This is a genomic window from Bacillus suaedaesalsae (assembly GCF_016890225.1).
In the GTDB taxonomy this organism is placed as follows: domain Bacteria; phylum Bacillota; class Bacilli; order Bacillales; family SA4; genus Bacillus_BS; species Bacillus_BS suaedaesalsae.
The window spans coordinates 1-24,715 of record NZ_JAFELM010000043.1; the positions used below are offsets into that span (position 1 = coordinate 1).

Below are 24,715 nucleotides of genomic sequence, written 5' to 3' on the forward strand. Positions count from 1 at the left end.
GCTAAGGCCGTTTAATCGTTTTTGGTATCTCTCATGATTATAAAAATGAATGTACTCATTTATCGCAAGAGAAAGATCCTCAAAAGTCTTATATTTATGCAAATAATATTTCTCACATTTTAGTGTTCCAAAAAAGGATTCCATTGGTCCATTATCAATACACCGACCAACTCGTGACATACTTTGTGTCATATTCGCCGCATCTATTTTACGTTTAAATCCTTTAGAGGTGTACTGAAATCCACGGTCACTATGGATAAGTGGTTTTTCCGCAGCTAATAGTACTGTAGCTTGGTCAAGTGTCTTAAATACAAGTTGGTTATTATTAGAATGTCCTAGAACATAACTTATGATTGAACCATCATATAGGTCACGAATCGCACTTAAATAGGCCTTTTTTGATTGACCATACTTAAATTCTGTCACATCCGTAACCCATTTTTCATTTGGTTTTTCCGCGGTAAATTCTCGATTTAATATATTGTCTGCCACATGTTGAGGTGTAGAACGTTTATATTGTTTCCTCTTAATCCTAATGACAGAGCGTAAACCAGCCACTTTCATTAATCGGTAAATTCTTTTATGATTAAGGTTCTCCTCAAACATTCTGTTCATATGAAGCGTCATTTGTCGGTAGCCGAAGGTGTTATCAACCTTTTTATGGAGAATTTTCATCTCTTTAATGATTTCTTCATTCAGTATTTCTCGGGTAGAAGGGGTACGGTTAAGCCACTTATAGTATGCAGAACGTGCAATTTCAGCGATCTCACAAAGTAAACTAATGCTTAAATTCTCATTTTTGTGAAGCTCCTGAATAGCGATATACTTATCCTCAAATCGGATTAGGCTTATTTTCGCCTCCTTTCGATCTCCTCTAACTTTTTTAAGAATAAATTCTCCGCACGTAACCGTTCATTTTCTCTTTCTAACTTTTTCATTTGAAGTTCGATTTTCTCTTCTGGAGTAAGCTTAGCTTCTTCTTTCTTAATACCACGTTTATCTTTTAGTGCTTCATCTCCGCCACTTCATACTTCTTAACCCATTGATAGACTTGTTGATAAGAAACATTATAAGTATTAGCTGCTTCTTGATAATCTTTTCCGCTCCCCAAGCAATCAAGTACAATTTGTATTCGTTCTTCCCAAGTTGTTTTTCTTCCCTTAGTCATAGAGCTCGTCCTTCCTTTTGACGTATCCTTTAAATCTCTATGAGTATTATACTTCTTAATCCACTCGTGGAGGACGGAATGACTTGATATTTCATACTTTTTGACAACCTCAAGTAAAGAGTATTTACCAGACAGATAATCACTAACAGCTAAAAGCTTTATTTCCTTCGAGTACCTTTTCCAAGTTGAGGATTCTTTAAGACCTTCAGAACCAAATGTATCAAAACTATATTTTCATTTCCTGATTGTGAATTCACTAACCTTATACTGTTTAACGATCTCCGCTAAGGTAAATGACCCATCTTCCCATGCTTCTAATACTTTAATTTTAAACTTCGGAGTAAAGGCTCTTTTAGACATAAAAAATACTCCCCTTTAGTAGTCAGATTTTTATTTTTAATCTGTCTACCTAAAGGGGAGCATATCAGATGAGCTTGTCGTTTTTCATTAAAACAATAAATGAAATGCTTGAAGTCCAAAATAAATACCAAAGCCTAGTAAAGAGAGGCCTGAAACTACAGATATAACTTTTAGGACAGAATCTGTTAGAACTTTTCTAAATGTACTTGCAACAGCTGCCATTGTTACATCCCAAAGTAGTAAGCCTAGTATAATTGCAAAGCTGTATAAAATAAGTTGATCATGTTGTAGACTCGATGCGGACTTGGCAAGAATGGATCCATAGATACCGAGCCAAAATAAAATTGTTAACGGATTAGATAACGCCATGAAAAAACCAGTAAAGAACGTTTTAATATGAGAGTCTCCGTTATTTCGATTTGTTGTGTTCAAATTTACAGCACTTACAATGCTCTCAATACCTGTATAAACTAAAACAAAGAAACCAAACAACCATAAAAATGCTTTTACAATAGGAATTTCAATAAAATGCACCATGCCCATGTAAACTGTACACATATATACAATATCTGCAACGACAGAACCAAGTCCAATTAACCATGCATGAAAGAAACCCTGTTTAATTCCTCTGTCTAACTGCGCAGCATTAATGGGGCCAATGGGTGCGGCTAATGATAATCCTAGAAAAATATAACTGAAAAATATGCTCACGTTATACACCACTCCTACAAACACGTTGTAAAATTTAAATACATCTTGTACATTTGTATTCAAGTAGGATAGGTTGTACGACTAATTATTTTTAGTTTTATCTTAAAGGAGGTAACATGATGAAATTGGTATCGTTAAATATTGGCAAACCAAATAAAATTCAATATAAGGAACATTTCTTTACATCAGGTGTAGGAAAACAATATGTAGAGAAAGCCTTCTTAACGAAAAATGGTTTTAAAGACGATGGGGTAGAACAGATTCAATTCCATGGTGGACCAGACCGAGCAGTTCTCCTATACTGTTATGAACATTATAAGCAATGGAAGCAAGAATTTGGAAAGGAGCTTGTTGTCCCAGGTTTTGGTGAGAATCTTACAGTCTCTGGACTTTCTGAAGCAACTGCTCATATTGGAGATGTTTATCAAGTTGGGGATGCGATGATTCAAATAACGCAAGCACGTATTCCGTGCAATACATTATCGAAATACAATGGCTTAGATAAATTGTTAGGTAGATTAGTGGAGACGGGATATACAGGGTTCCTAGGAAGAGTTTTAAAAGAAGGATGGATTATGCAAAACTCACCTATTGTCCTAAAAGAAAGACTACCTCACTCAATGTCTGTACTTAAGTCAAATGAGCTTTATTTCCATGATAAAAATAATGTGAAGGATATAAAGAAACTCCTCGCAATTGAGGAGTTAGCCGATATTTGGAAAGAGAAATTAAAGAGTAGAATACATAACTTAGGTTAACGAATTTCAATATTAGTTTCAATCGAATACTAATTTTCTAGAGCTTGATGAGCCTCTGTTAAGTGACGTAATTGCTCCTGAGCCTGATGTAAACGATGCTGTTGATCTGAGGTAGGGCTTTGCAAATAGGCAAGGTCAATTTTATCTTTTGCAATTAAGAGCTGTTGTAGTGCTTTCTGTCGAAATTCTATATGGGAATTTGACTGTGCACTGTATACAGCTTCTTCTGCATGGTGTAAGGCTTTTAGTGCCTCTTCTGTTATGTTAATATTTTCCATACTTATAGACTCCTTTAATTAATTTTTAAGCTCTGTTAAAGTACATTGTTGATTTTTAGCTATATGTTGATTGTAAGGAAGGTGTGAGACTCCTGTGGGAGCATAGCGACAAGGGCTCCCGTAGCACCAAGGAAAGGGATTGCCGGACGCGGAAATCAACATTATTGTTGAACAGAGCCAATTTTTATAAAATGAATCTGTAAACTTATTTATGGCAGCTAAAATTAGACACAAAACAATTGTTTGGTTAGAATTAATTTGTTCCTTTTGCACTTTTCTCAAAGTATAAAAATACGTTCGTAATCCATTTTGCTATTACACCTCCGATAAAGTACCAAAAAAACAAATGGAAGTATGTTTGCCCGTCTCCAAATCGGAATAGGTCCAAAGAAACGAGGATAGGTTTTAGAACAAAGGAAAAGACCGCTGATACTAGCAATAGCATTATGTAATAATTTTTTTTGTGATTTAATGTCCATTGATAGACAAGCATATATACTACTGGAATTAAAGAAGTATCTAAACCAAAACTAATTGGTAAAAAAGGTATCGCTTTAAAGGGGTATTCCCAATTTCCATGATTTGTTGCATAGCCATCAATGTAAGTTGAAAGAACGTGTACATTATAACCAAAAAAACCAAGGTGAAGTGCTCTACTTCTGTCTATCTTGAATAAGAGGATATTAACGGGATCACCAAGATTCCAACATTCACCCAAAATTGCCAAGTATCAAAAGATGAATAGTTAAACCAATAGACAATCTGCTCATTTGAAAGCTCTACTGACATTCTCTTTATTTTATTTAAATGATCTGCTTGTGATTCATTCATAAACTTACTCCTTATCATTCATTATTATCAATTAGAGTTAGTTTGTTAATAAATGTAAGGTAACATGCGTAGAAAAATGAAATAATCATACAAACTTATAAGGATTAGAAAATACTGAAGCGAATACATGAAAAAAATCATATAATAACACACTAAAAATAAAAAGGTGATAAAAAAATGAATCAAACAAAATTGGACCCCAAGGTCATAGAAATACTAGAAGATAAAATCCAACTCATCCGGACAGAAAAAGGAGCGGTTTATTTAGTAGGACCAATTCGATTACCAGTAAACTTATACGGTGAAACAATCGTGTTTAGCTGGTATTGCTGGTTAAATTGTAATGAGGTTACAGAGAACTTTGAAAATATTATAGAAAAACTTTCTTCAGTAAACTTAGCTGAACTACAGCAATCAAGTGTTTTAGTGTATGGCGATTTCGAATATGAGGAAGATGCAATTATTCGTATGCATTCTATCTGCCATACTGGTGATATTTTTGGAAGTAAACGTTGTGACTGTGGTTATCAGTTAAAGGAATCGATGAAAATGATCGTGGATCATGGAACAGGGGCGTTATTTTACTTAGCAAACCATGAAGGTCGTGGGATTGGATTGTTTAGTAAAGCTATGGCATATGTTCTCCAAGAAAATGGGTATGACACAGTAGATGCAAATGAAAGCTTAGGGTTTGTAGACGATTCAAGAAATTATGAAGATGCAATTTACGTACTAAAAGCTCTTCGTTCTAAGCCTGTTACACTAATGACGAATAATCCTAGAAAGCTGCAAGCACTTAAAGAATCAGGATTACCTGTATCGGGAAGACAAGCAATATGGGGAGATAAATCTGAATTTAATGAAAGATATCTTCAAACAAAAGTACAACGATCTGGTCACTTAGATGACCATACTACTTGTCCTAAAGACTAAAAAAAGGATATTAACTCATGAAAATTGGATTTGATATAGACGACACGTTAATTAACTTAAGAGAACATGCCTTTGAAATATATAAAAGAAAATTAAACATAGATGTTCCAAGTGAACAGTTTTATGAATTGAATAGAGTAGAAATTCATGAACTCTTTGGGTTAACAGATGAACAAGGAAATAATATGTGGAATCGTTCCTTAGAGGAAATTTATTATACGGAATGTCCTCCCTATGATGGGGCGATTGAAACATTAAAGGAATTAATGGCAGAAGGGCATGAAATATATTATATAACGGCTAGACCTAAAGAACATGGTGAGCGGACAAAAGAATGGATGAAAAAGAAAGGCTTTCCGATAGAGGATACCCGGTTTTTCTATGGTATGCAGGATCATGAAAAGGTGAATTTTATAAAAGAATTGCAATTAGATTACTATGTTGATGATAAGCCTGCTATTTTGGAAACATTGAGTCAAGAATCTGTTCAGCCATTGCTAAAGGATCAATCTTATAATCGAAACTATCCAGGTCCACGTATTTTTCATTGGTATGAACTCAAAACATTTTTGAAGAACAAATAGGAACAGGGTGAATTTTTTTACCCTGTTCTCTATTTTCCTTAAGGAATACATGCCCAGAATTGAGCTTGCCTTATCTTCTACTCGTCTGATAATGGATCTTTTAAAGGGTGTAATTCCCCAGAAAATTCGGTTGTTGATATAGATTTTAGTAAATTAGCTGTTGGTATGTTTTGCAGATTCTCCATAACATTTTGGAGTGGATTCTGTTGCGTCACTTGATTTCCGTTTTTCTTAGAACCCCAAGCGGCAATTGAAATAACCAACCCTAACAAAGAAGCCCACATTACCATACTCCTGTTACTTCTCTTTTTTCCGAACAAGCTTAATATAGTGTTAACTGTACGTCTGTTAAAAAGAGTTAGCATCCAATTATTCATCCGATAGCACTTCCTCTATTAGAGTTTTGGGAGGAAAAGAACTTCTCCCGCAACCTTAATATTTACTTGATTTTGAAACATAATGCTGGCAATGTTTTCGTTTCAAGTTTTGATAACTAATTTAGTAAGGCTCTTTTCGTAAAGATTGTTGCTATTTGAATAGCGCTGTTAAATCAACGGACCTAAAAAAATTCTTTTTTTGTAAAAATAACAACAAAGTATGCGAAAACAGCCTTTAGTAATAATTCATGTAGTTTCTAATTTGAGAAATGATATAGCAATAGTAAATTTTACCTTTAGCAAATGGATATTAGGAAATAAAATAATGCAACTTCCAAAGAAGGGACTAGTATAAAAATTTCTCACAGAAAGATTTACCATTTAATACTATATGGTTGTAACTGCAAGGATTCTAAATATCTTGAATAGTAAACTATTTAAGGTCAGGTGTTTTTCTATTTACTAAACGAACATTCATTCGTTAAAATAGAAGGAGGAAATGAGAGAGGATTGGAAATGATGCCATTTGGAAAGCAAACATTGCAAAACATCATTCAAGATTTAAAAGCAAATAAACAAATTGTTCACTGGCATACGATTGAAGCAAGGCAAGCTCAAACTTTACCTATACCCGACTCTATAGATGATAGGTTACACTCTGCACTGAAAAAAAGAGGCATTAAGGAGCTTTATACGCATCAAGTTGAAGCGTACGAAACTATTCAAGCAGGATTAAACTTTGTGGCTGTTACACCAACAGCATCCGGAAAAACACTTTGTTATAACCTTCCTGTCCTTCAATCCATCATTAAAGATCATGACAGTCGTGCACTTTATCTTTTCCCGACAAAGGCGCTTGCTCAAGATCAAAAAAGTGAGCTTAATGAATTAATAGACGAAATTGGTGTGTCGATTAATAGCTATACATATGACGGAGATACTGCACCATCAATAAGACAAAAGGTGAGAAAAGCAGGGCATATTGTGATTACCAATCCTGATATGCTTCATTCAGCAATACTACCACACCATACGAAGTGGGTATCGTTATTTGAGAACTTGAAGTATATCGTCATTGATGAACTGCACATATACCGTGGAGTTTTTGGAAGTCATGTGGCGAATGTAATCCGTAGACTAAAAAGAATATGTGAGTTCTATGGAAGTAATCCACAATTTATTTGTACGTCGGCAACCATTGCCAACCCTAGAGAACTTGCAGAAAACTTAACAGGATGTGGAATGTCATTAATTTCAAATAATGGAGCACCATCTGGACGAAAACATTTTGCTTTCTACAATCCGCCTGTTGTAAATAAACCACTTAACATTCGAAAAAGTGCAACATTAGAAGTGCGAGACATAGCGGGAGAATTTTTGAAAAATAAAATTCAAACGATAGTGTTTGCACGTAGCCGAGTTCGTGTGGAAATTATTCTAACCTACTTACAAGAGCTTGTGAGCCGAGAATTAGGTCCTAAATCTATTCAAGGATACCGCGGTGGCTATTTACCAAAACAACGTAGAGAAATTGAACGCGGGCTACGAAATGGAGAGATTTATGGAGTAGTTAGCACAAATGCACTTGAGCTTGGGGTTGACATTGGTCAATTACAAGTTTGTATTATGACAGGATACCCTGGCACAATTGCAAGTGCGTGGCAACAAGCAGGACGAGCAGGGAGAAGACAAGGAGAAGCCCTAATTATCATGGTCGGTAGCTCAAATCCATTAGATCAATATATCATTCAACATCCTGAATACTTCTTCGAACAAAATCCTGAAACAGCACGAATTAACCCAAATAACTTAGTTATTTTACTTGATCATATAAAGTGTGCAGCCTATGAGTTACCATTTAAACAAGGAGATATGTTCGGTGATGTTGAGTTAGAAGATATTTTAGATTTTCTAACAGAGGAGAGAGTGCTACATCATAAAGCGAATAAATGGTTTTGGATGAATGACAGTTTTCCCGCCCATAATATTAGCCTTCGCTCTGCCTCACAAGAAAATGTTGTAATTATAGATATTTCTGTGACAGGTGCGTCAACGGTCATTGGTGAGATGGATCGTTTTAGTGCAATGACATTATTACATGATGAAGCCATTTATCTTCACCAAGGTACACAATTCCAGGTGGAAAAGCTAGATTGGGAAGAGAAAAAAGCATTTGTAAGAGAAGTAGAAGTAGATTATTATACAGATGCAAATTTAGCCGTACAGTTAAAAGTGCTTGAAATGGATAAGCATCAACAATTGAACAAAATTAGTGTCGGTTATGGAGATGTAATGGTTACGGCTATGGCGACAATCTTTAAAAAGATTAAATTCGAAACACATGATAATATCGGTTCAGGTCCTATCCACCTTCCAGAAGAGGAGCTCCATACGAATGCGGCATGGATATCATTCAGTGGTGATGAGGAAATGACAGAAAAGAAGCTTGAACAAGGATTAGTAGGTATTGCACATGCTATGAAACATATCGTTCCTCTATTGGTCATGTGTGACCCAGCAGATGTGCATATTGTTCCCCAAGTTAAAGCAACACACTCAGGAGAACCAACGGTATATATGTATGACCGTTATCCAGGTGGAATTGGGTTAAGTGAGAAGCTTTATGAAAAAATTGAATTAATCATGAAAGAGGCAGAATCTACGATTACTTCATGTCCTTGCGATTCAGGTTGTCCATCATGTGTAGGATTAGATCTCTTTGAATCAAATACAAAGAAAACTGCATTATCATTGCTAAAATCATTATTAAGCTAAATCAACTGGAGTTAAGTAAAGAGGGAGTAGCATGTCATTAAAATCTAAATTAAATCGAATGAAAAAACATTTAGTTTCTGAAGATATGAAAGCAGAACAAAAGGTCGAGAAGAATATCAGTACTCCGAGTATACCTTTTTTAGACGATTGGAAAGCTTTTGACGCGAAACCTTATTTCTTTGAGAACGAATATATTTTCATTCGAGAAAAAGTATATCCATTAACGACAATGCATGGTCTATATGAATTAGGAGCATTAAACGACACGGTTAAAAAGTGGAATTGCACCAGTTTGGAACATCCTTTATCAATTACTGGTTTGTCAGCTTCTGATTTGTTTTTCTTTGATACAGAAACAACTGGTCTTGGTGGAGGGACAGGTAACACCATTTTCCTATTAGGCTATGCGAGAGTGTACGAAGATCGCATTGTTGTTAAGCAACTATTTTTACCTGGTCCGTCATCTGAAGTTGCTTTATATCACTATTTTCTATCAGACGTTGATTATAATACACTCGTTACGTTTAACGGTAAAGCATTTGATTGGCCTCAAGTTAAAACACGACATACGTTAATACGAGATCACGTACCTAAGCTCCCGCAATTTGGTCATTTTGATTTGCTTCATGCCAGTAGACGATTGTGGAAGACAGAATATGAATCCTTAAAGCTAAGTGTAGTTGAAAAAGAAATTCTAAATATCCATCGAACAAGTGATACACCAGGATTTATGGCTCCAATGATTTATTTTCATTATTTAGAGGACGAAAATCCTGAAGGTGTTTTTGAGATAATGAAACATAACGAAACCGATATTCTTACACTTATTTCGCTTTACGTCCATATTTCCAATAAAGTCCTTGATTTTGGTGGTAAGAATACAAATACTGAACAATATGAAGTTGCGAGATGGTTCGATTCAATAGGTAATCGAGAAGTAGCAAAAAAGAATTACGAAAACTTATTACAAAAAACTGATTCAAATGCTTGGGAAACGAAATCGAATCTTGCAGCCCTCTATAAAAAAGAGCAAAACATGAAACAAGCAGTTGTATTGTGGGATGAACTAGTTAGCGAAGCTGCACCATATAAAATTAGGCTTCATGCAGCAGTAGAACTTGCAAAATTTTTTGAGCATAAGAAGAAGGACATACAACGTGCTATTCACTATACGATGAAAGCAAAAGAAGTCTGGGAAAAAGAAATCAAAGTCAAAGTTCAATATGTTGAAAAATGGGAGATTGAACTCGAAAAACGTTATAATCGTTTGCAAAGAAAAGTGAGAAAAATTTTATAATTATTTCCTAGGGAAGCGCATAAATCCCTATAAATCGCCAAATCAAGCTGTCGAATAAATAAAAAGGATGTAAATTCTAGAAATTGCATGTTGTTTTATGACAAAATTCGATGTAAAATGAACGATTGTTGAAGTATAAACAAAAGGGGATTTCCCGTTTTTTTAAACATCTGTATTCTAGGAGAGAGTAAATTGTGAGGAAAGCATTAGTATTTCTTTTTTTCTTTATGATCTGTTTAACGATTTTCATATTTTCAGAGTTTAAGGAACCATTGCATTTATTTTTTAACTAGGCAATTGTGGAGATTTTGATGATATAGCGGAAAATAGGTATTTTAATTAGTACATGTATACTCCTTCTCTCATAGGCTATTATTGTAAAACTAAAGAGATGAAAGGAGAAATAAGCATGAATTGTAGACCGAATATGATGGCACCAATCGTCCACCCAACGAAGTGTTGCGTTCAACATCATTACCAAACAACAATTGTTCCACACATTCATCCGAGCCATACAACACATGTAAATCATCACATGTATCAGCATAATCACTATTTCCCGCATACAGAATCTGTCGTAAATGAGGTTTCTAACCAACACTTTGTCTCACCAGGTCCAGGACCAATGCCAGGTTTAGGAGCTGTACCAGGTCCAGGCGTAATGCCAAGTCCAGGATTTGGACCGATGCCTGGAAATATGTTTGGAAGAAAATAATAATTTTCATAACAAGAGCTGGCATTCGTCAGTTCTTGTTGCATTTAAAAGTATCAAAATAAAAATAAAGTGAGGACCTGAAAATGGTGAAAGTACTTGCAATTACAGGATATAAATCGTTTGAGTTAGGTATCTTTCAACAAGACCATTTAGGCATAACTTACATAAAAAAGGCGATTCGAAAACGTCTAGTACCATTAATTGAAGAAGGTTTAGAATGGATTATCATATCAGGTCAAATGGGAACTGAACTTTGGGCAGCAGAGGAAGTATTTGAACTTCAACTACAATACCCTCATATTCAATTAGCAGTGTTAACACCATACCTAGAACAACAATCAAAATGGAATGATAACAATAAGGAAATGTATGAATTAATATTAGAGCAAGCAGATTTTGTAGATAGTATTACAAAACGGCCATACGAAAATCCTGTACAATTAAAGCTCAAAAACCAATATATTGTTCAAAAAAGTGATGCTTTACTAGTCTTTTATGACCAGGAAAAGGAAGGAAGTCCTCTATTTATGGTACAAGAAGCACAAAAGAAAATAGAGCAGGGTAACTATGATATTATTTATATTAACTCATATGATATAGAAGATATCGTAAATGAAGAGCAATTTAACAATATTTTATGGGAATAATCATGCACCATTGTAATTTTTGCTACAAAATAAGTGACCATAGCATTATAATAAATAATATGTATTTTCTTTAAGAGGTTTATATTAATGGCTGCTTTCATTTAGTTTATTGTCCCTTTGATAGGTAATGATATCTACACAGACAATTAATATCTTATATTGGAGAGGAATCTGGCTTCTCTAGGAGTAATGCAACTAGGGTGATCTCTCCTTATAGCACCGCGGATCAACTATACTCACTGGTGTACAATAGACATATTTGCAAAAATAGCCATAATAATAAGATAAAATTGACAATTGTCCCTTTTTTTGAAAAAATATAAAGATGAATGGTAAAGGTCATTGAGGTGAAAGAATATGGTATCTAAATTAAACGCAAAAGATATTTTAGAAAAAGAATTTAAAACCTCCCTTAGAGGGTACAATCAAGAAGAAGTTGATAAGTTTTTAGATCTTGTTATTAAAGATTATGAACTTTTCGCACAAACAATCGAGGAGCTTCAGCAGGAAAATGCTCGTTTAAAGAGACAAGCTGAAGACACTACGAAACGTCCTTCTCCACAACCGACAGGTAATACGAATTTTGATATTCTAAAGAGATTATCAAATTTAGAAAAACATGTATTTGGAAGTAAGTTATTTGATTAATGACTAACTGGCAAATTTACCAACATTTGATGTTGCGATAGACAGCTGTATGTATTATACTAAGTCTTGCTTATCAATTAGCGTTCGGGTAATCGCTGCATGTTTACTACATGTAGAGGAAAGTCCATGCTCGCACAGGCTGAGATGCTTGTAGTGTTCGTGCCTAGTGAATTCATAAGCTAGGGCAGCCAATTATTTGGCTGACGGCAGGGAAAAAGCCTAAGTCCTATGGATATGGCTTGAATACTTTGAAAGTGCCACAGTGACGAAGTCCTACTAGAAATGGTAGGAGTGGAACGAGGTAAACCCCACGAGCGAGAAACCCAAATAATGGTAGGGGAGCGTTCCCTAAGGAATAATGAACGATGGGAACGACAGATCATTCATCTGTAGATAGATGATTACCACCTGAGTACGAGACTTAGTCGGTCGTTTGCAGTACGACGGAACAAAACATGGCTTACAGAACGCTATTGATTGACTCTAACTAGAAGATGTGTAGGCTCTCCAGTAGGAGGGCTTTTTATATTGTGGAAGTATAAACAGCATTATTATGCGTTATGATGATAAGAAACGAAGTAAAAAGGAGCAGTTTATGGGTAAAGTGACGTTAATAGCAACAGCTGCAATGGGGATTGAAGCATTAGTAGCAGACGAAGTAAGAAGTCTTGGCTATGAAAATTGCATTGTTGAAAACGGAAAAGTAACTTTTGAGGCAGATGAAAAAGCAATTTGCAGAGCAAATTTATGGCTTAGAACAGCAGATCGTATCAAAATTAAAATAGGAGAATTTAAAGCTACAACATTTGATGAGCTCTTTGAAAAAACAAAGAAACTTAACTGGGCAGATTACATTCCAAAAGATGCAGAGTTTCCAGTTATCGGTAAATCAGTGAAATCAAAGCTATTTAGTGTTTCAGATTGTCAAAGCATTGTTAAAAGAGCAGTTGTTGAAAGCTTAAAGAATACATATAAACAAACATCATGGTTTGAGGAAACTGGGCCGCTGTATCGAATTGAGGTTGCTCTTTTGAAGGATGTTGCAACTCTTACTATCGATGCCAGTGGTGTAGGTTTACATAAAAGAGGATATCGTGCTGATCAAGGTGAAGCTCCTTTGAAGGAGACATTAGCTGCAACACTAGTGAAACTTACTAACTGGACACCCGATAAACCATTTATAGATCCATTTTGCGGATCTGGTACTATTCCTATTGAGGCAGCGTTAATTGGTCAAAATATTGCCCCAGGCTTTAACCGTGATTTTGCGTCTGAACAGTGGAGTTGGATTGACTCTAAGCTTTGGGACGAAGCACGGGAAGAAGCAGAGGATTTAGCTAAATATGACCAACCACTGAATATTATAGGCTCAGATATTGATCACCGTATGGTTAATATGTCAAAAGACAATGCATTTGAAGCCGGTTTAGGAGATATTATTACATTTAAACAAATGCAAGTAACTGATATTACTTCAAGAGATGAGTATGGCGTTATTATAGGAAATCCGCCTTATGGAGAACGGCTAGGAGAACAGTCAGCAGTTGAAAAAATGTACAAAGATATGGGGAAAGCATTTGCAAAACTTCCTACATGGTCAGTATATATGTTAACGTCCCACCCTGATTTTGAGAAATTATATGGTAAGCCTGCAACGAAAAAACGTAAGCTTTTCAACGGTTTCATTCGAACTGACTATTATCAATTCTGGGGTCCAAGACCACCAAGAAGATAGGAAAATAAATATCAAACTATGAATAGCGTTTTTTTTCACAGCATATACTGTTAACTGTCTCTATTTTTAAGTGGGAGTGAAATCCGTAATATGCACTGTGAACCATTAGATTTTGATAAGATATTAAAGGCTTTAGAAAAGACTTATGAACACCTAAAAACTGAAGAGCTTTCTATTGCAAAACAAAATTGTCTAGAGGCTTTGGCTTATTCTGCTTCAGTTCATCAACGATAGTAAGGGGGATCCCGTATTGGGCCCCTTTTCTTTTATGTAGCCTTTTTCGTAATCATTGTTGCTGCTAATCAAATTTAGGGCATCTACATAATTAATAGAATGAAAAACGAACAAAGAGTTTGAGTATTGGTAAAGTTGGAGGAAGATAAAATGATTGGGCAAAAGCTACCGTTCGAAGTAGGGAAAACTGATAACTTTTTTACTAAACTTAATGAGTGGATTGGTGATGTCTTTTATGACATTTTACCTGACGCTGGATTTGAGTTGCGTGATGAACAAATCTTTATGGCATTTCAACTAGAGAAGTCTTTTCGTGATAAGCAAGTAATATTCGCAGAAGCTGGAGTTGGGACTGGAAAGACCATCGTGTATTTACTTTATGCAATTTGTTATGCGAGGTACATCGGTAAACCGGCCATTATTACTTGTGCAGATGAAACATTAATTGAACAACTAGTAAAAAAGGAAGGAGATATTGCCAAGATTGGAAAGTTTCTTGATGTCACAGTTGACGCACGATTGGCAAAATCACCAAATCAATATTTATGTTTAAAAAAATTGGATGAGAGAATTGCTGCTGCTCCTACTGACAAAGAAGATCGTGTATTTGATGAATTACCGGAATTTGTACATGATCAAGGTGGTATCCAGAAGTTTTATCATTATGGAGATCGAAAGGAATATCCGGATTTCAATGATCAAGAATGGAACCAGATAGCATGGGATCATTTTCAAGATTGTTTTGCTTGTTCAAAACGTCATCGCTGTGGACAAACCTTATCGAGAGATCATTACCGAAAAGCAGTAGATTTAATCATATGCTCACATGACTTTTATATGGAACATGTGTGGACGAGTGAATCGCGAAAGCGTGAAGGACAATTGCCGTTATTACCTGAAGCAAGCTGTGTTGTTTTTGATGAAGGACATTTAGTGGAAATTGCTGCTCAAAAGGCTTTAACATTCCGTGTGAAAGAACGGACGTTAGAAGAGTTACTTACTAGATTATTAGGAAATGACTTACGTGAGGAATTTGCTGAATTAGTAGAAGATGCACTTCAAGATAATGAATGGTTTTTCGAAGAATTAAGAGGAAATAGCACACTTGTAGAAGGCTCAAGTCGTATGCAAATTCAGTTTTCAAAGCAACTTTTAAGTCTTGCGCAAACTCTATATAAAAGAATTGTAGACATAGGAGAAGCACTTGTATTTGAAGGTGAGCTACATACAATTAATCATTACGACCTTCATATTGTAGAAGAACATTTAGATCAACTAGAGCATTCCCTACAATTATTTTTAAAAACAAAAGAAGTTATCTCATGGGTGGAGCTAGATACAGATAGCTATCATCTTGTTATAATGCCAAGAACGGTTCAAGAAGTATTAAATGAAAGAGTGTTTACACAAAAAATTCCTTTTATCTTCTCTTCTGCGACTCTTTCGCAAAATGGCAGCTTTGATTATGTAGCCAACAGCTTAGGAATAAAAAACTATAGCTCATTTACAGTCGAATCACCATTTGATTATGAGGAACAAATGGAGCTTTATTTTAAGTTCGTAGATCAAGATGATTTTGCACAAAAATTCGACAGATCCCTTTCAAGCATTGAAAAATCAAAAGGTCGAACATTAATTCTTTTCAACACGAAAGAAGAATTAGAAGAATTTAAGACACATGCACAACATAAAATCGACTATCCTTTGTTGTTTGAAGGAGATAAAGAGATAAGTGAACTAGTTTCTATGTTCCAAAATGTCGAGGAGTCCATTCTATGTGCTGTGCACTTATGGGAAGGACTAGATATTCCTGGGCCTTCATTATCGAATGTTATATTATGGTCACTACCGTTCCCACCAAACGATCCAGTTTTCCAATCGAAGAGAAAACAAGTTTCTAATTACACATGGGAAGTCGAGGTTCCTTATATGATTCTACGACTAAGACAAGGGATCGGACGTTTAATTAGAACGTCAGAAGACAAAGGTATGATTACAGTTATGCTCCCGAGTGATGTTGATGTAGAGATTTTAAGAACTATTGAGGCGGTTTTACCAACAAAAGCTGTTACTTTATAGAGGACTTTGAAGTGATGTGTAGAAATATAGATGAAAAGGGGGAATTAAAGAGATGAATAAAATAGAAACAGTTGAAAAACAATTCCTTAACCACGTCAAGAAAATGAGTGCATATAGTGAAGCGATAGGATTAATTCATTGGGATATGCGTACAGGTGCACCTAAAAATGGTGTTGAACAGCGTTCAGAGGTACTAGGTGTTCTATCATCTGAAGTATTTGCACTATCGACATCAAAAGAAATGGAGGAGTATTTAGAAGTTTTATCTACTCCTGAATGCCAAGAAAAAATCTCAGAAATAACTCGAAAATCAGTTGAGGAATGTAAAAAGGATTATGAACGCAATAAAAAGATTCCTGCTGAAGAATATAGAGAGTATGTAATCTTACAATCAAAGTCAGAGTCAGTCTGGGAAACTGCAAAAGAGAAAGCCGATTTCTCGCTATTTCAACCATACTTAGAGAAGTTGGTTGAGTACAATAAGAAGTTTATTGAATATTGGGGATACGAAGGAAACAAGTATAACACTTTATTAGATGATTATGAGCCTGGAGTAACTGTTGAAGTGTTAGATCAAGTTTTTGGGCAGCTTAGAGAGAAGATTGTACCGTTAGTTAGTGCAATATCAGAATCAACGCATAAGCCTAAAACTGATTTTCTATTTCAGTCATTTCCAAAGGAACAACAACGAGAATTTAGTTTGGCTGTATTAAAGGAGTTGGGCTACGACTTCGATTCTGGTCGCCTAGACGAAACCGTGCATCCATTCGCGACGGGGTTAAATCCAGGTGATGTTCGTGTTACGACAAAATATGATGAGAATGATTTTAGAAGTGCTGTATTCGGTACAATACACGAATGCGGACATGCCCTTTATGAACAAAACATCTCAAAGGATTTAATTGGAACACCACTGTGTGGCGGTACGTCAATGGGGATACATGAATCTCAATCTTTATTCTACGAAAATTTTGTAGGACGAAACAAACATTTCTGGACAAAAAACTACGAACTGTTTAAGAAATATGCCAAGGGTCAATTTGATGATGTTTCATTAAATGATTTTTATCGGGCTATCAATGAATCAAAGCCGTCGTTAATTCGTATCGAGGCTGATGAGCTTACGTATTCTTTACATGTAATGGTTCGTTATGAGATTGAAAAAGGCCTATTTAATGATGAAATAGAAGTAAAGGATCTGCCTGAATTCTGGAATATGAAAATGGAAGAATACCTAGGTGTTAGGCCGGAGAATGATGCAGAAGGTGTGCTTCAGGATGTTCACTGGTCAGGAGGTTCATTCGGTTATTTCCCATCTTATGCACTAGGTTACATGTATGCAGCACAGATGAAAGAAGCGATGTTGAAGGATCTTCCTAACTTCGATGAACTTTTAGAAGATGGAAATCTAGTTGTTATTAGAGAATGGTTAACTGAGAAGGTTCATCGACATGGTAGCATGAAGAAACCATTAGAAATTCTTCAAGACGTAACAGGTGAAGGGCTAAATGCAGAGTATTTAATCCGTTACTTAGAGAAGAAATACGGTGAAATCTACCAATTATCATAATACAAGAAAAAAGTGGTGCTCTCTGTAGAGTGCCACTTTTTGCTCGTTTAAGATAGTTTTGTTTTTGGGGGAAGAGATCATGTTGCTCCAGTACCTAGCCCCCAAAAATCAATAATCAGAATTGAAGAAAAGGGAACACTAACATTTTCTTTTAACCAGATGGTTTTGCATACTAAAATTGTTCATACAAAAATATAGATTTCAAGTTAAATTTTTGTGTATTTTGTCGAAAAAAATGGTATTATAAAATTGTATAGGTTTATATACCTAAATATTTACTCGAAATTTATTTGTTTAAATAGGAAAAACTGTTTAGTTTTATAAATGATAGATTCACAATGGTGCTACTTACAACATTCCGAGGTGAACAAAGTTGAAGATTGAAAGTGTCATAATATTAGTTAATAAAATGTGCGGTGAATCTAATTATACAAGGGCTCGTGAAATTATTTTTAGAGAATGGGATCGTCTAACTGACTCGAATAATTACAATTTATTAAACAAAAGTGCAAAGGAATTTATTAAGATTATCAAATCTGAAAGAGAAACTGGTTCCTTTAATTCTTTATCTTTATCAGAGAAAAAGATCCTTAATCTATTTAATCAATATGTGAGAGAGCTAAACCTGGACTTTGCGAAACGAATTTATAATGACAATTCACATTTGTTCGAGAAAAAAGCTTCACAAGACTGGTTAAACTCTGAGGCGAAAATCTTCTATGATGCTTGGAAGAGATATAAAAATACTGAATCCAATACAGAACCTAAGAGATCCTCAATTTGATGATCTTTTTTTCTGTCTTCTGATAGATCGTTGTTTTATTTCGAACATGTCTAGAAACAAGTAATTAGTTAGGTTTTGCGTGCATCTCTTCGTCAACGCATGAATATCACAACGATTGGAGATTTAAATGTAATTAAATAAGGTAACTAGCCATAATGTCAGCGAAAAGAGCTTTTTTAGGCTTATTTATGTGAAACTTTCCAATTAATGGTACCGTCAAATCAATTGAACACCATTTCATACACCAGGGGGAAGACAGATGAGAAAAGCAATAATGGCTATTGTATTAGGATTTATATTGTCATTTGGGATAGTTGGAATCCAAAAGGCTGAGGCTTCAACAATTGTTTCAGTGAAAAAAGGTGACACTTTATATTCCATTTCAAACAAATACGGTATGACAGTAGAGGAGTTGAAATTAGCTAATAAACTAACTTCAAACATCATCTATGTTGGAAAAATATTAAAGGTGAAAGATTCAAACGAGATTGTTATAAAAAAGGGTGATACGCTATACTCACTTGCTAAAAAGCATAAAACAACTGTCGCGAAGTTAAAAGAAATGAACAATTTAACATCAAACACAATCTACATTGGTCAACTAGTAAAAGTAAAAACTGAAGTCATTATCAAAATCCGAAAAGGTGATACTCTTTATAGCTTGGCTAATAAATACAATACCTCAGTGCAAGATCTAAAAGTGATGAACAACCTAAAATCTAACACAATTTATATCGGACAAAACCTGAAAGTATCTCAATAACCTTAAAACATAAACAATCCAACTTACAATAGTAAAACACAAACGCTCTAATCTCGTGGTTAGGGTGTTTAACAATGGAACGAACTTTACCACTTTAAAGGAGTGGGGGCCTGTCCCCCACTCCTTTAAAGTGGTAAAATGTTTGGTGAAAATTCAAATTTTATTGTAAGATGGTTATAAATTGGATAGGAGGTTGGTTATGTCAAGGTTAGATGAGATTCTTACATATAATCAAAATTTTGTAGAGGATAAGCACTATGAGAAGTTTCATACAGATAAGTATCCTGATAAGAACATGGTGATTTTAACTTGTATGGATACTAGGCTTGTTGAGTTACTTCCTAAGGCAATGAATATTTCTAATGGGGATGCAAAGGTCATTAAGAATGCTGGAGCATTAGTTTCTCATCCGTTTGGTGGGATCATGCGTAGTATTTTGGTTGCTGTTTATATGCTGAAGGCGAAGGAAGTGTTTGTTGTTGGTCATCATGATTGTGGGATGACAGGCATGCATGCCACTCCACTTTTAGAAAAGGCTATTGAGTCTGGTGTGAGTACAGAAAATATTGATATATTAAAGAATGCTGGAATCAATATTGAATCCTTCCTCCAAGGATTTAGCAGCGTGGAGGAAAGTGTACTAGAGTCAGTTAATATGATTAAGAACCATCCGTTAATGCCGAAAAATACAGTCGTTCATGGTCTGATCATTCATCCAGACACAGGTAAATTAGATGTTGTTATTGATGGAGCAAAGGAGCAATAAACTATGTATTTACCATCATTTGATTTAACAAATAAAATTGCGGTTGTAACAGGTGCAGGTCGTGGAATTGGAAGAGCTATTGCAATCGGACTTGCAGAGGCGGGTGCTGATGTAGCGCTTTTATCAAGAACTGAGGAGGACCTAAAACTGGTTGCCTCTGAAATAGAAAAGCTAGGACGTAAAGTACTTTACATTCCAACTGATGTAACAAGCAGACAGGATGTCCAAAACGCTGTAAATAAAATTAAAATGGAATTTGATACCATTGATATCTTGATTAATAATGCGGGCATGAACATACGATCCAAAGCTTTAGATGTAACAGATGAAGAGTGGCATGCAATCATGGATACTAACTTAAAATCAGCATTTATGATGGCACAAGAAGTTGGTAAAGTGATGAAAGAAAACGGAAAAAATGGTAGAATCATTACCATTTCATCGGTTGCTGGACATGTAGCTTTACGTACAGGAGTCGTCTATGCTGCTACGAAAGCGGCGATTATCCAAATGACAAAAGTATTAGCTCTAGAATGGGGACAATACGGTATAAATGTAAACTCCATCGGCCCTTGGTACTTTAAAACACCATTAACAGAAAAGCTTTTACAGGATGAACAATATGTTAGTGAAATACTGTCTGTTACACCATTAAAACGTGTCGGGGAATTGCCAGAGCTTGTGGGCCCAACTGTTTTTTTATGCTCAGATGCTGCCTCATACATTACAGGTCAAACGCTTTTTGTTGACGGGGGAATGACAATTCAAGGGTTTTAATTAGTGTTAACAAATCCTGTCGGACAATCTTCGAAGTGCCCGACAGGATTAAATTATCATAATGCCCTACTTCTACTTACCTCTAATTAATTTTAATAACCATTTTTGTAAGTCAATTATTCTATAATGGTCAGGTACTTGTTCAGTACCTGCAATAATTATTGGTGCTAGAGAATCAACAGCGTGTAAAGAACCGTGAGCACCACCGCCGATATGAGTAGGTGAACTTTCACCAATAAATTCAAAGCCAGGCTTTGCGTCCACAATTAGGAACCTCCCATCGTGTGAGTTTAAGGCACCATATAATCTTGCAAGACCATCAGGATAGTCTCCATATTGAATCCTTCCCTCGTTATTAACACTTAGATCCAAAATAGTCATATCACCATGCAGATGCCAAGATTGTTCAAATTCATCGGTATATTTTCCTTTTTTCTTAAAGGTTAGTACTGTAGTTTTAGTAGGTGTCATGACATGAATAGTTTCATCTTCCTTCCATGCAACAAATCCGATTCGATTATCATTCATTAATTTCTCTCTAATTGATGTTATAGAAACCACTTGTTTTAGAGCATATATATAAGCCATTCTTTCGTTTGGAGCAAGAATAATTTCGTCGTCCTTTTTGATTCCTTCTAAGTTAGCAATTATAAAATCCTTTAATAAGCTTCTTAAATCTATTAATGCTCTTTGCTTGTCTTCCAATATAGAGGATTGGCTACTATCACCAATAATGACCCATGTAATTTCGTGTAAGGCATCTTCCCAACTTGAAAAGTTGTTAAGTATTTTTTGGAGCTCTTTATCAACTTTAATTATACCGTCGACAGTATGAATGCCTTTATTATGTATGGGTCGATCGTTACCTGGAAAATAAACTAGTGAAAAATTAGGTGTCAAATTTTGTTGGATTAAATAGTTTAGCTCCTCTCTAGAACCTCTATCGCTTATTCCGTAATTATTTAAAAGGGAGTAGTTAGTTGGGTTTACTTTAATCAGTTGTCCAAAAGATAATAACGGAGGGCCAGTTGTACGAAATTCTTTTGGAATTGAAGGGAATTTATATAAGAGCCTAGGTAGTTTTAATGTATGCTCATAATTTCCTCTATAAACGAGTCCGTTAATTGATGCAGACGTTAATCCCACTTTATCTAATTGCTCATATATTGTTAATTCTTCATGGCTTAAGTCTGCATTATTTAATTTATATAGACTATCACTTATGAAATTTGGTATACCAAGTTTAATATTTTCTAAAGCATTATTACCGTAACTGATGAGACGGTTTTCTGAATTGTTGTACCAAATTAATCCTGGAACTTTATGTTGATTAGCGTAAGTACCTGTAATTAACGAACTATCGATCGTTACAGACATAGTGGGGTAGGAACTTATTAATTTAGGATAGTAATTGCTATTTTTTATGAAAAATTTAAGAGCTGGGGCATGTCCAGATTCAATTGCGTTCTTCATCGGGCTTTCCATTAATGAATCAATTACGATTAATACCACTTTTTTTTCTGATAAAGAAGTAGTAATCACGTTAGGATTCGCGGGTTTTTTATCATTATTATTAATCCCAGATGTAAGAATTAGGCTTACACTAATGATGATAGAAATAACGAGTTTAAAGAACATTGGTTTTTTCACCCTCAAATATGAAATTCTTTTTACTTTCTCCCAATTTCAGTGTTTAATTCCACCTTTCCTTATAGATGTATTGATCAGGCTGAATTCAGGTTTAGGAATAGGTAAATGATGGCTATATGATTAGAGATAATCTTCCAAACTGTAAGGTACAAGTCACAATATTTAAGCGAAAACCATACTGTATCATTAGGCAAAAATCCAGTATCTATATGAGGAGATGGTTGAAGGTGGCAAAAATTAAAAACTTCTATGCTGGCTCTAATTCCAGTCAAGGATTTTATTCTCTATATGACCAAGCGATAAAGGACCTTGATCGATTGTATATTTTAAAAGGAGGGCCAGGTACTGGTAAGTCTACATTTATGCGAAAAATAGGCTTAGTCATGATGGACAAAGGATATGACCTGGAGTACCTGCACTGCTCTAGTGACAATAAATCATTAGATGGCATTATAATTCCTGAGTTAAAGGTTGGAATCGTTGACGGTACTGCACCTCATGTGATTGAACCGAAATATCCAGGAGTAGTGGAAAAAGTAGTGGATTTAGGTGCTTACCGTAATGATGCTTTTCTTGCGCAATATAAAAATATCATTATAAGTCTAACAAAAGACATTGAAACAAATTTCAATGCAGCTTACAGCACGATGCAAGAAGCGAAAAAAGTTCATTTAAAACGAGAAGAAATATATTTGAGAGCAATGAGCTTTGACAAAGCCGATCATGTCACTCAGGATTTAATTCGCTCTATTTTTCATATACCATTTACGAAAGAAGAAAATCCAACGGTAACAAAGAAGTTTTTCGGTGCTGCTACTCCTAAGGGAGCCGTGAACTTTATTGATAACATTACAGAAGATGTAACACGAAGATATATAATAAAAGGTAGACCAGGTAGTGGAAAATCAACACTCATGAAGAAAATCGGTGCTTATGCTGAGGCAAATAGTTTATCTGTTGAATATTATCCATGTGCGTTTGATCCAAAAAGTATCGACATGATCATTATCCCTTCATTAAGTGTTGCTGTAATGGATGGTACTGCACCTCATGTAGTAGACCCATATCGTTTAAATGATGTAGTAGTAGATATGTTTACGCTATGTATGGACACCAGTGTAGAAGATGTTCATAGTAATGAAATTGGAGAACTAAACACTTCATACAAAAACAAGATGACATTAGCGACAAATTTCCTAAGTGAAGCAAAGAGGTTACACGATAGATTAGAAGAATTCTATATGCAAGCAATGGATTTTGAAAAAGTTGATATAAAACGAGAAGAAGTGCTTGAGGAAATCCTCTACATCGCAACTGTAAAAAATAATCATAGTAATTAAAATAAAGGCACTGTTAAAGTACAGTCTTGAATTTTAGCTATATGTTGATTGTAGTGAATGGTGCGAGACTCCTGCAGGTGAGACTCATGCAGTAGCATAGTGACGGAGGCTCCCGTAGCACCAAGGAAAACGGGTGCAGCACCGAAAATCAACATTATTGTTTAACAGAGCCAAAATAAAAAACGGCAGAAATTGCCGTTTTTTATTTTTACATACAATGGAATTCTACTTTATATAAGATAAGGAGAAGGTGTTTATGACGAGAAAACAATATGAGGCGAAAGATGGCTCAATTTATACGATTAGACCTGTTCACAAGGAGGATGCTAGAGAAATCGTTCGCGCTGTTCAATCAATTATCGAGGCAGGAATGTATATACAAAAGGAAACAGTCCGTTCGATTAAGGAAGAAGAAGCATTCATTGAAGATATGATGAACAAAGGAAATATGTACAATACAGTAATATGGAAAGGGAAAATCGTAGGGATAGCACGAGTGATGAAGGGTGATTTATCCATGAAAGAGCATACTGGTGTATTTCGAACATGGATTATCGACGAAGCGCAGGGCTTAGGAATTGGAAATGCTATTATGCAATCAACACTAGAGTGGGGGAGAAAAGCAGGAATACATAAGATTTGGCTAACTGTGTTTGCCTCTAACGAAGGTGCACATTACCTTTACAAAAAATATGGTTTTGTAGAAGAAGGAATTCAGAAGGGGCAAGTGAAAATTAATAATCGATTAGATGATGAAATTTTTATGGCGTATTTCTTTTGAATTTCCAAATTTTAAGTAGTGTTGTAGTATTGAAATTGAGTTATAATAAATTTGCACAACAACTTATAAATTCTCCAAAAAACGTTTGCTTCCCAACTAGGGAAGCTTTTTTTATGCCGTTATTATGGTAAATAATGAATAGTCTGATTGTATT

General features: G+C 35.2%; 22 protein-coding genes, 1 other RNA gene and 1 pseudogene. 18 read left to right on the forward strand and 6 right to left on the reverse strand.

The window, feature by feature from the left end:
• Positions 1-1,528, reverse strand: a pseudogene (locus tag JR050_RS16605) (IS3 family transposase); the annotation flags it as partial.
• 87 nt (positions 1,529-1,615) lie between these two features.
• Positions 1,616-2,239: a LysE family transporter gene (locus JR050_RS16610; protein ID WP_204204722.1), complete on the reverse strand. Its 624-nt coding sequence runs from the start codon at positions 2,237-2,239 to the stop codon at positions 1,616-1,618.
• A 116-nt stretch (positions 2,240-2,355) separates the two neighbouring features.
• Between JR050_RS16610 and JR050_RS16615 the strand changes: the two genes are divergently transcribed.
• Positions 2,356-2,997 carry an MOSC domain-containing protein gene (locus JR050_RS16615; protein ID WP_204204723.1) on the forward strand — a complete coding sequence of 214 codons (642 nt, stop codon included), beginning with the start codon at positions 2,356-2,358 and terminating at the stop codon, positions 2,995-2,997.
• A gap of 29 nt (positions 2,998-3,026) precedes the next feature.
• Here JR050_RS16615 and JR050_RS16620 read toward each other — a convergent pair whose 3' ends face one another.
• Positions 3,027-3,275 (reverse strand): hypothetical protein, encoded by a 249-nt coding sequence (locus tag JR050_RS16620; protein ID WP_204204724.1) that lies wholly within the window; start codon positions 3,273-3,275, stop codon positions 3,027-3,029.
• Between the two features lie 253 nt (positions 3,276-3,528).
• Positions 3,529-3,993 (reverse strand): CBO0543 family protein, encoded by a 465-nt coding sequence (locus JR050_RS16625; protein WP_239454451.1) that lies wholly within the window; start codon positions 3,991-3,993, stop codon positions 3,529-3,531.
• A 290-nt stretch (positions 3,994-4,283) separates the two neighbouring features.
• Between JR050_RS16625 and JR050_RS16630 the strand changes: the two genes are divergently transcribed.
• Positions 4,284-5,039: a GTP cyclohydrolase II gene (locus JR050_RS16630; protein WP_204204725.1), complete on the forward strand. Its 756-nt coding sequence runs from the start codon at positions 4,284-4,286 to the stop codon at positions 5,037-5,039.
• Between the two features lie 17 nt (positions 5,040-5,056).
• Positions 5,057-5,623, forward strand: coding sequence for a 5' nucleotidase, NT5C type (locus JR050_RS16635; protein WP_204204726.1), 567 nt, complete (start codon positions 5,057-5,059; stop codon positions 5,621-5,623).
• Between the two features lie 77 nt (positions 5,624-5,700).
• On the opposite strand, the gene JR050_RS16640 is transcribed toward JR050_RS16635, so the two are convergent.
• Positions 5,701-5,907 (reverse strand): hypothetical protein, encoded by a 207-nt coding sequence (locus tag JR050_RS16640; protein ID WP_204204728.1) that lies wholly within the window; start codon positions 5,905-5,907, stop codon positions 5,701-5,703.
• A gap of 612 nt (positions 5,908-6,519) precedes the next feature.
• Here JR050_RS16640 and JR050_RS16645 point away from each other — a divergent pair.
• The 13 genes from JR050_RS16645 (at position 6,520) to JR050_RS16705 (ending at position 20,790) form a co-directional block, all read left to right on the forward strand.
• Entirely contained in the window at positions 6,520-8,775 is a 2,256-nt protein-coding gene (locus JR050_RS16645; protein ID WP_204205128.1) for a DEAD/DEAH box helicase, read from the forward strand.
• A gap of 31 nt (positions 8,776-8,806) precedes the next feature.
• Positions 8,807-10,072: a ribonuclease H-like domain-containing protein gene (locus tag JR050_RS16650; RefSeq protein WP_204204729.1), complete on the forward strand. Its 1,266-nt coding sequence runs from the start codon at positions 8,807-8,809 to the stop codon at positions 10,070-10,072.
• Positions 10,073-10,481: 409 nt separating this feature from the next.
• The gene (locus tag JR050_RS16655; protein WP_204204731.1) at positions 10,482-10,787 is read left to right on the forward strand and encodes a spore coat protein; all 306 of its coding nucleotides are present in this window, start codon (positions 10,482-10,484) and stop codon (positions 10,785-10,787) included.
• Positions 10,788-10,873: 86 nt separating this feature from the next.
• On the forward strand, positions 10,874-11,434 hold the full coding sequence (locus tag JR050_RS16660; RefSeq protein WP_204205129.1) for an SLOG family protein: 561 nt from the start codon (positions 10,874-10,876) through the stop codon (positions 11,432-11,434).
• Positions 11,435-11,791: 357 nt separating this feature from the next.
• Entirely contained in the window at positions 11,792-12,082 is a 291-nt protein-coding gene (gpsB, locus tag JR050_RS16665) for a cell division regulator GpsB (protein ID WP_204204736.1), read from the forward strand.
• A gap of 80 nt (positions 12,083-12,162) precedes the next feature.
• Positions 12,163-12,550, forward strand: an RNA gene (rnpB, locus tag JR050_RS16670) — RNase P RNA component class B.
• Positions 12,551-12,677: 127 nt separating this feature from the next.
• A complete protein-coding gene (locus JR050_RS16675; RefSeq protein WP_204204737.1) occupies positions 12,678-13,817 on the forward strand; it encodes a THUMP domain-containing class I SAM-dependent RNA methyltransferase in 1,140 nt (379 codons plus the stop codon).
• Between the two features lie 384 nt (positions 13,818-14,201).
• On the forward strand, positions 14,202-16,130 hold the full coding sequence (locus JR050_RS16680; protein WP_204205130.1) for an ATP-dependent DNA helicase: 1,929 nt from the start codon (positions 14,202-14,204) through the stop codon (positions 16,128-16,130).
• Positions 16,131-16,182: 52 nt separating this feature from the next.
• On the forward strand, positions 16,183-17,700 hold the full coding sequence (locus tag JR050_RS16685) for a carboxypeptidase M32 (protein WP_204204739.1): 1,518 nt from the start codon (positions 16,183-16,185) through the stop codon (positions 17,698-17,700).
• A gap of 373 nt (positions 17,701-18,073) precedes the next feature.
• Positions 18,074-18,484 carry a hypothetical protein gene (locus tag JR050_RS16690; RefSeq protein WP_204204741.1) on the forward strand — a complete coding sequence of 137 codons (411 nt, stop codon included), beginning with the start codon at positions 18,074-18,076 and terminating at the stop codon, positions 18,482-18,484.
• Positions 18,485-18,743: 259 nt separating this feature from the next.
• Positions 18,744-19,247: a LysM peptidoglycan-binding domain-containing protein gene (locus JR050_RS16695; RefSeq protein WP_204204742.1), complete on the forward strand. Its 504-nt coding sequence runs from the start codon at positions 18,744-18,746 to the stop codon at positions 19,245-19,247.
• 199 nt (positions 19,248-19,446) lie between these two features.
• Positions 19,447-20,013: a beta-class carbonic anhydrase gene (locus tag JR050_RS16700; RefSeq protein WP_204204745.1), complete on the forward strand. Its 567-nt coding sequence runs from the start codon at positions 19,447-19,449 to the stop codon at positions 20,011-20,013.
• Positions 20,014-20,016: 3 nt separating this feature from the next.
• The gene (locus tag JR050_RS16705) at positions 20,017-20,790 is read left to right on the forward strand and encodes an SDR family NAD(P)-dependent oxidoreductase (protein ID WP_204204746.1); all 774 of its coding nucleotides are present in this window, start codon (positions 20,017-20,019) and stop codon (positions 20,788-20,790) included.
• A gap of 72 nt (positions 20,791-20,862) precedes the next feature.
• On the opposite strand, the gene JR050_RS16710 is transcribed toward JR050_RS16705, so the two are convergent.
• Positions 20,863-22,428, reverse strand: a complete 1,566-nt coding sequence (locus JR050_RS16710; RefSeq protein WP_204204749.1) for an alkaline phosphatase family protein — start codon at positions 22,426-22,428, stop codon at positions 20,863-20,865.
• A 239-nt stretch (positions 22,429-22,667) separates the two neighbouring features.
• Here JR050_RS16710 and JR050_RS16715 point away from each other — a divergent pair, with 239 nt between their 5' ends.
• Positions 22,668-23,780, forward strand: coding sequence for a PRK06851 family protein (locus JR050_RS16715; protein ID WP_204204750.1), 1,113 nt, complete (start codon positions 22,668-22,670; stop codon positions 23,778-23,780).
• 256 nt (positions 23,781-24,036) lie between these two features.
• A complete protein-coding gene (locus tag JR050_RS16720; protein WP_204204751.1) occupies positions 24,037-24,561 on the forward strand; it encodes a GNAT family N-acetyltransferase in 525 nt (174 codons plus the stop codon).
• Positions 24,562-24,715: the final 154 nt, after the last annotated feature.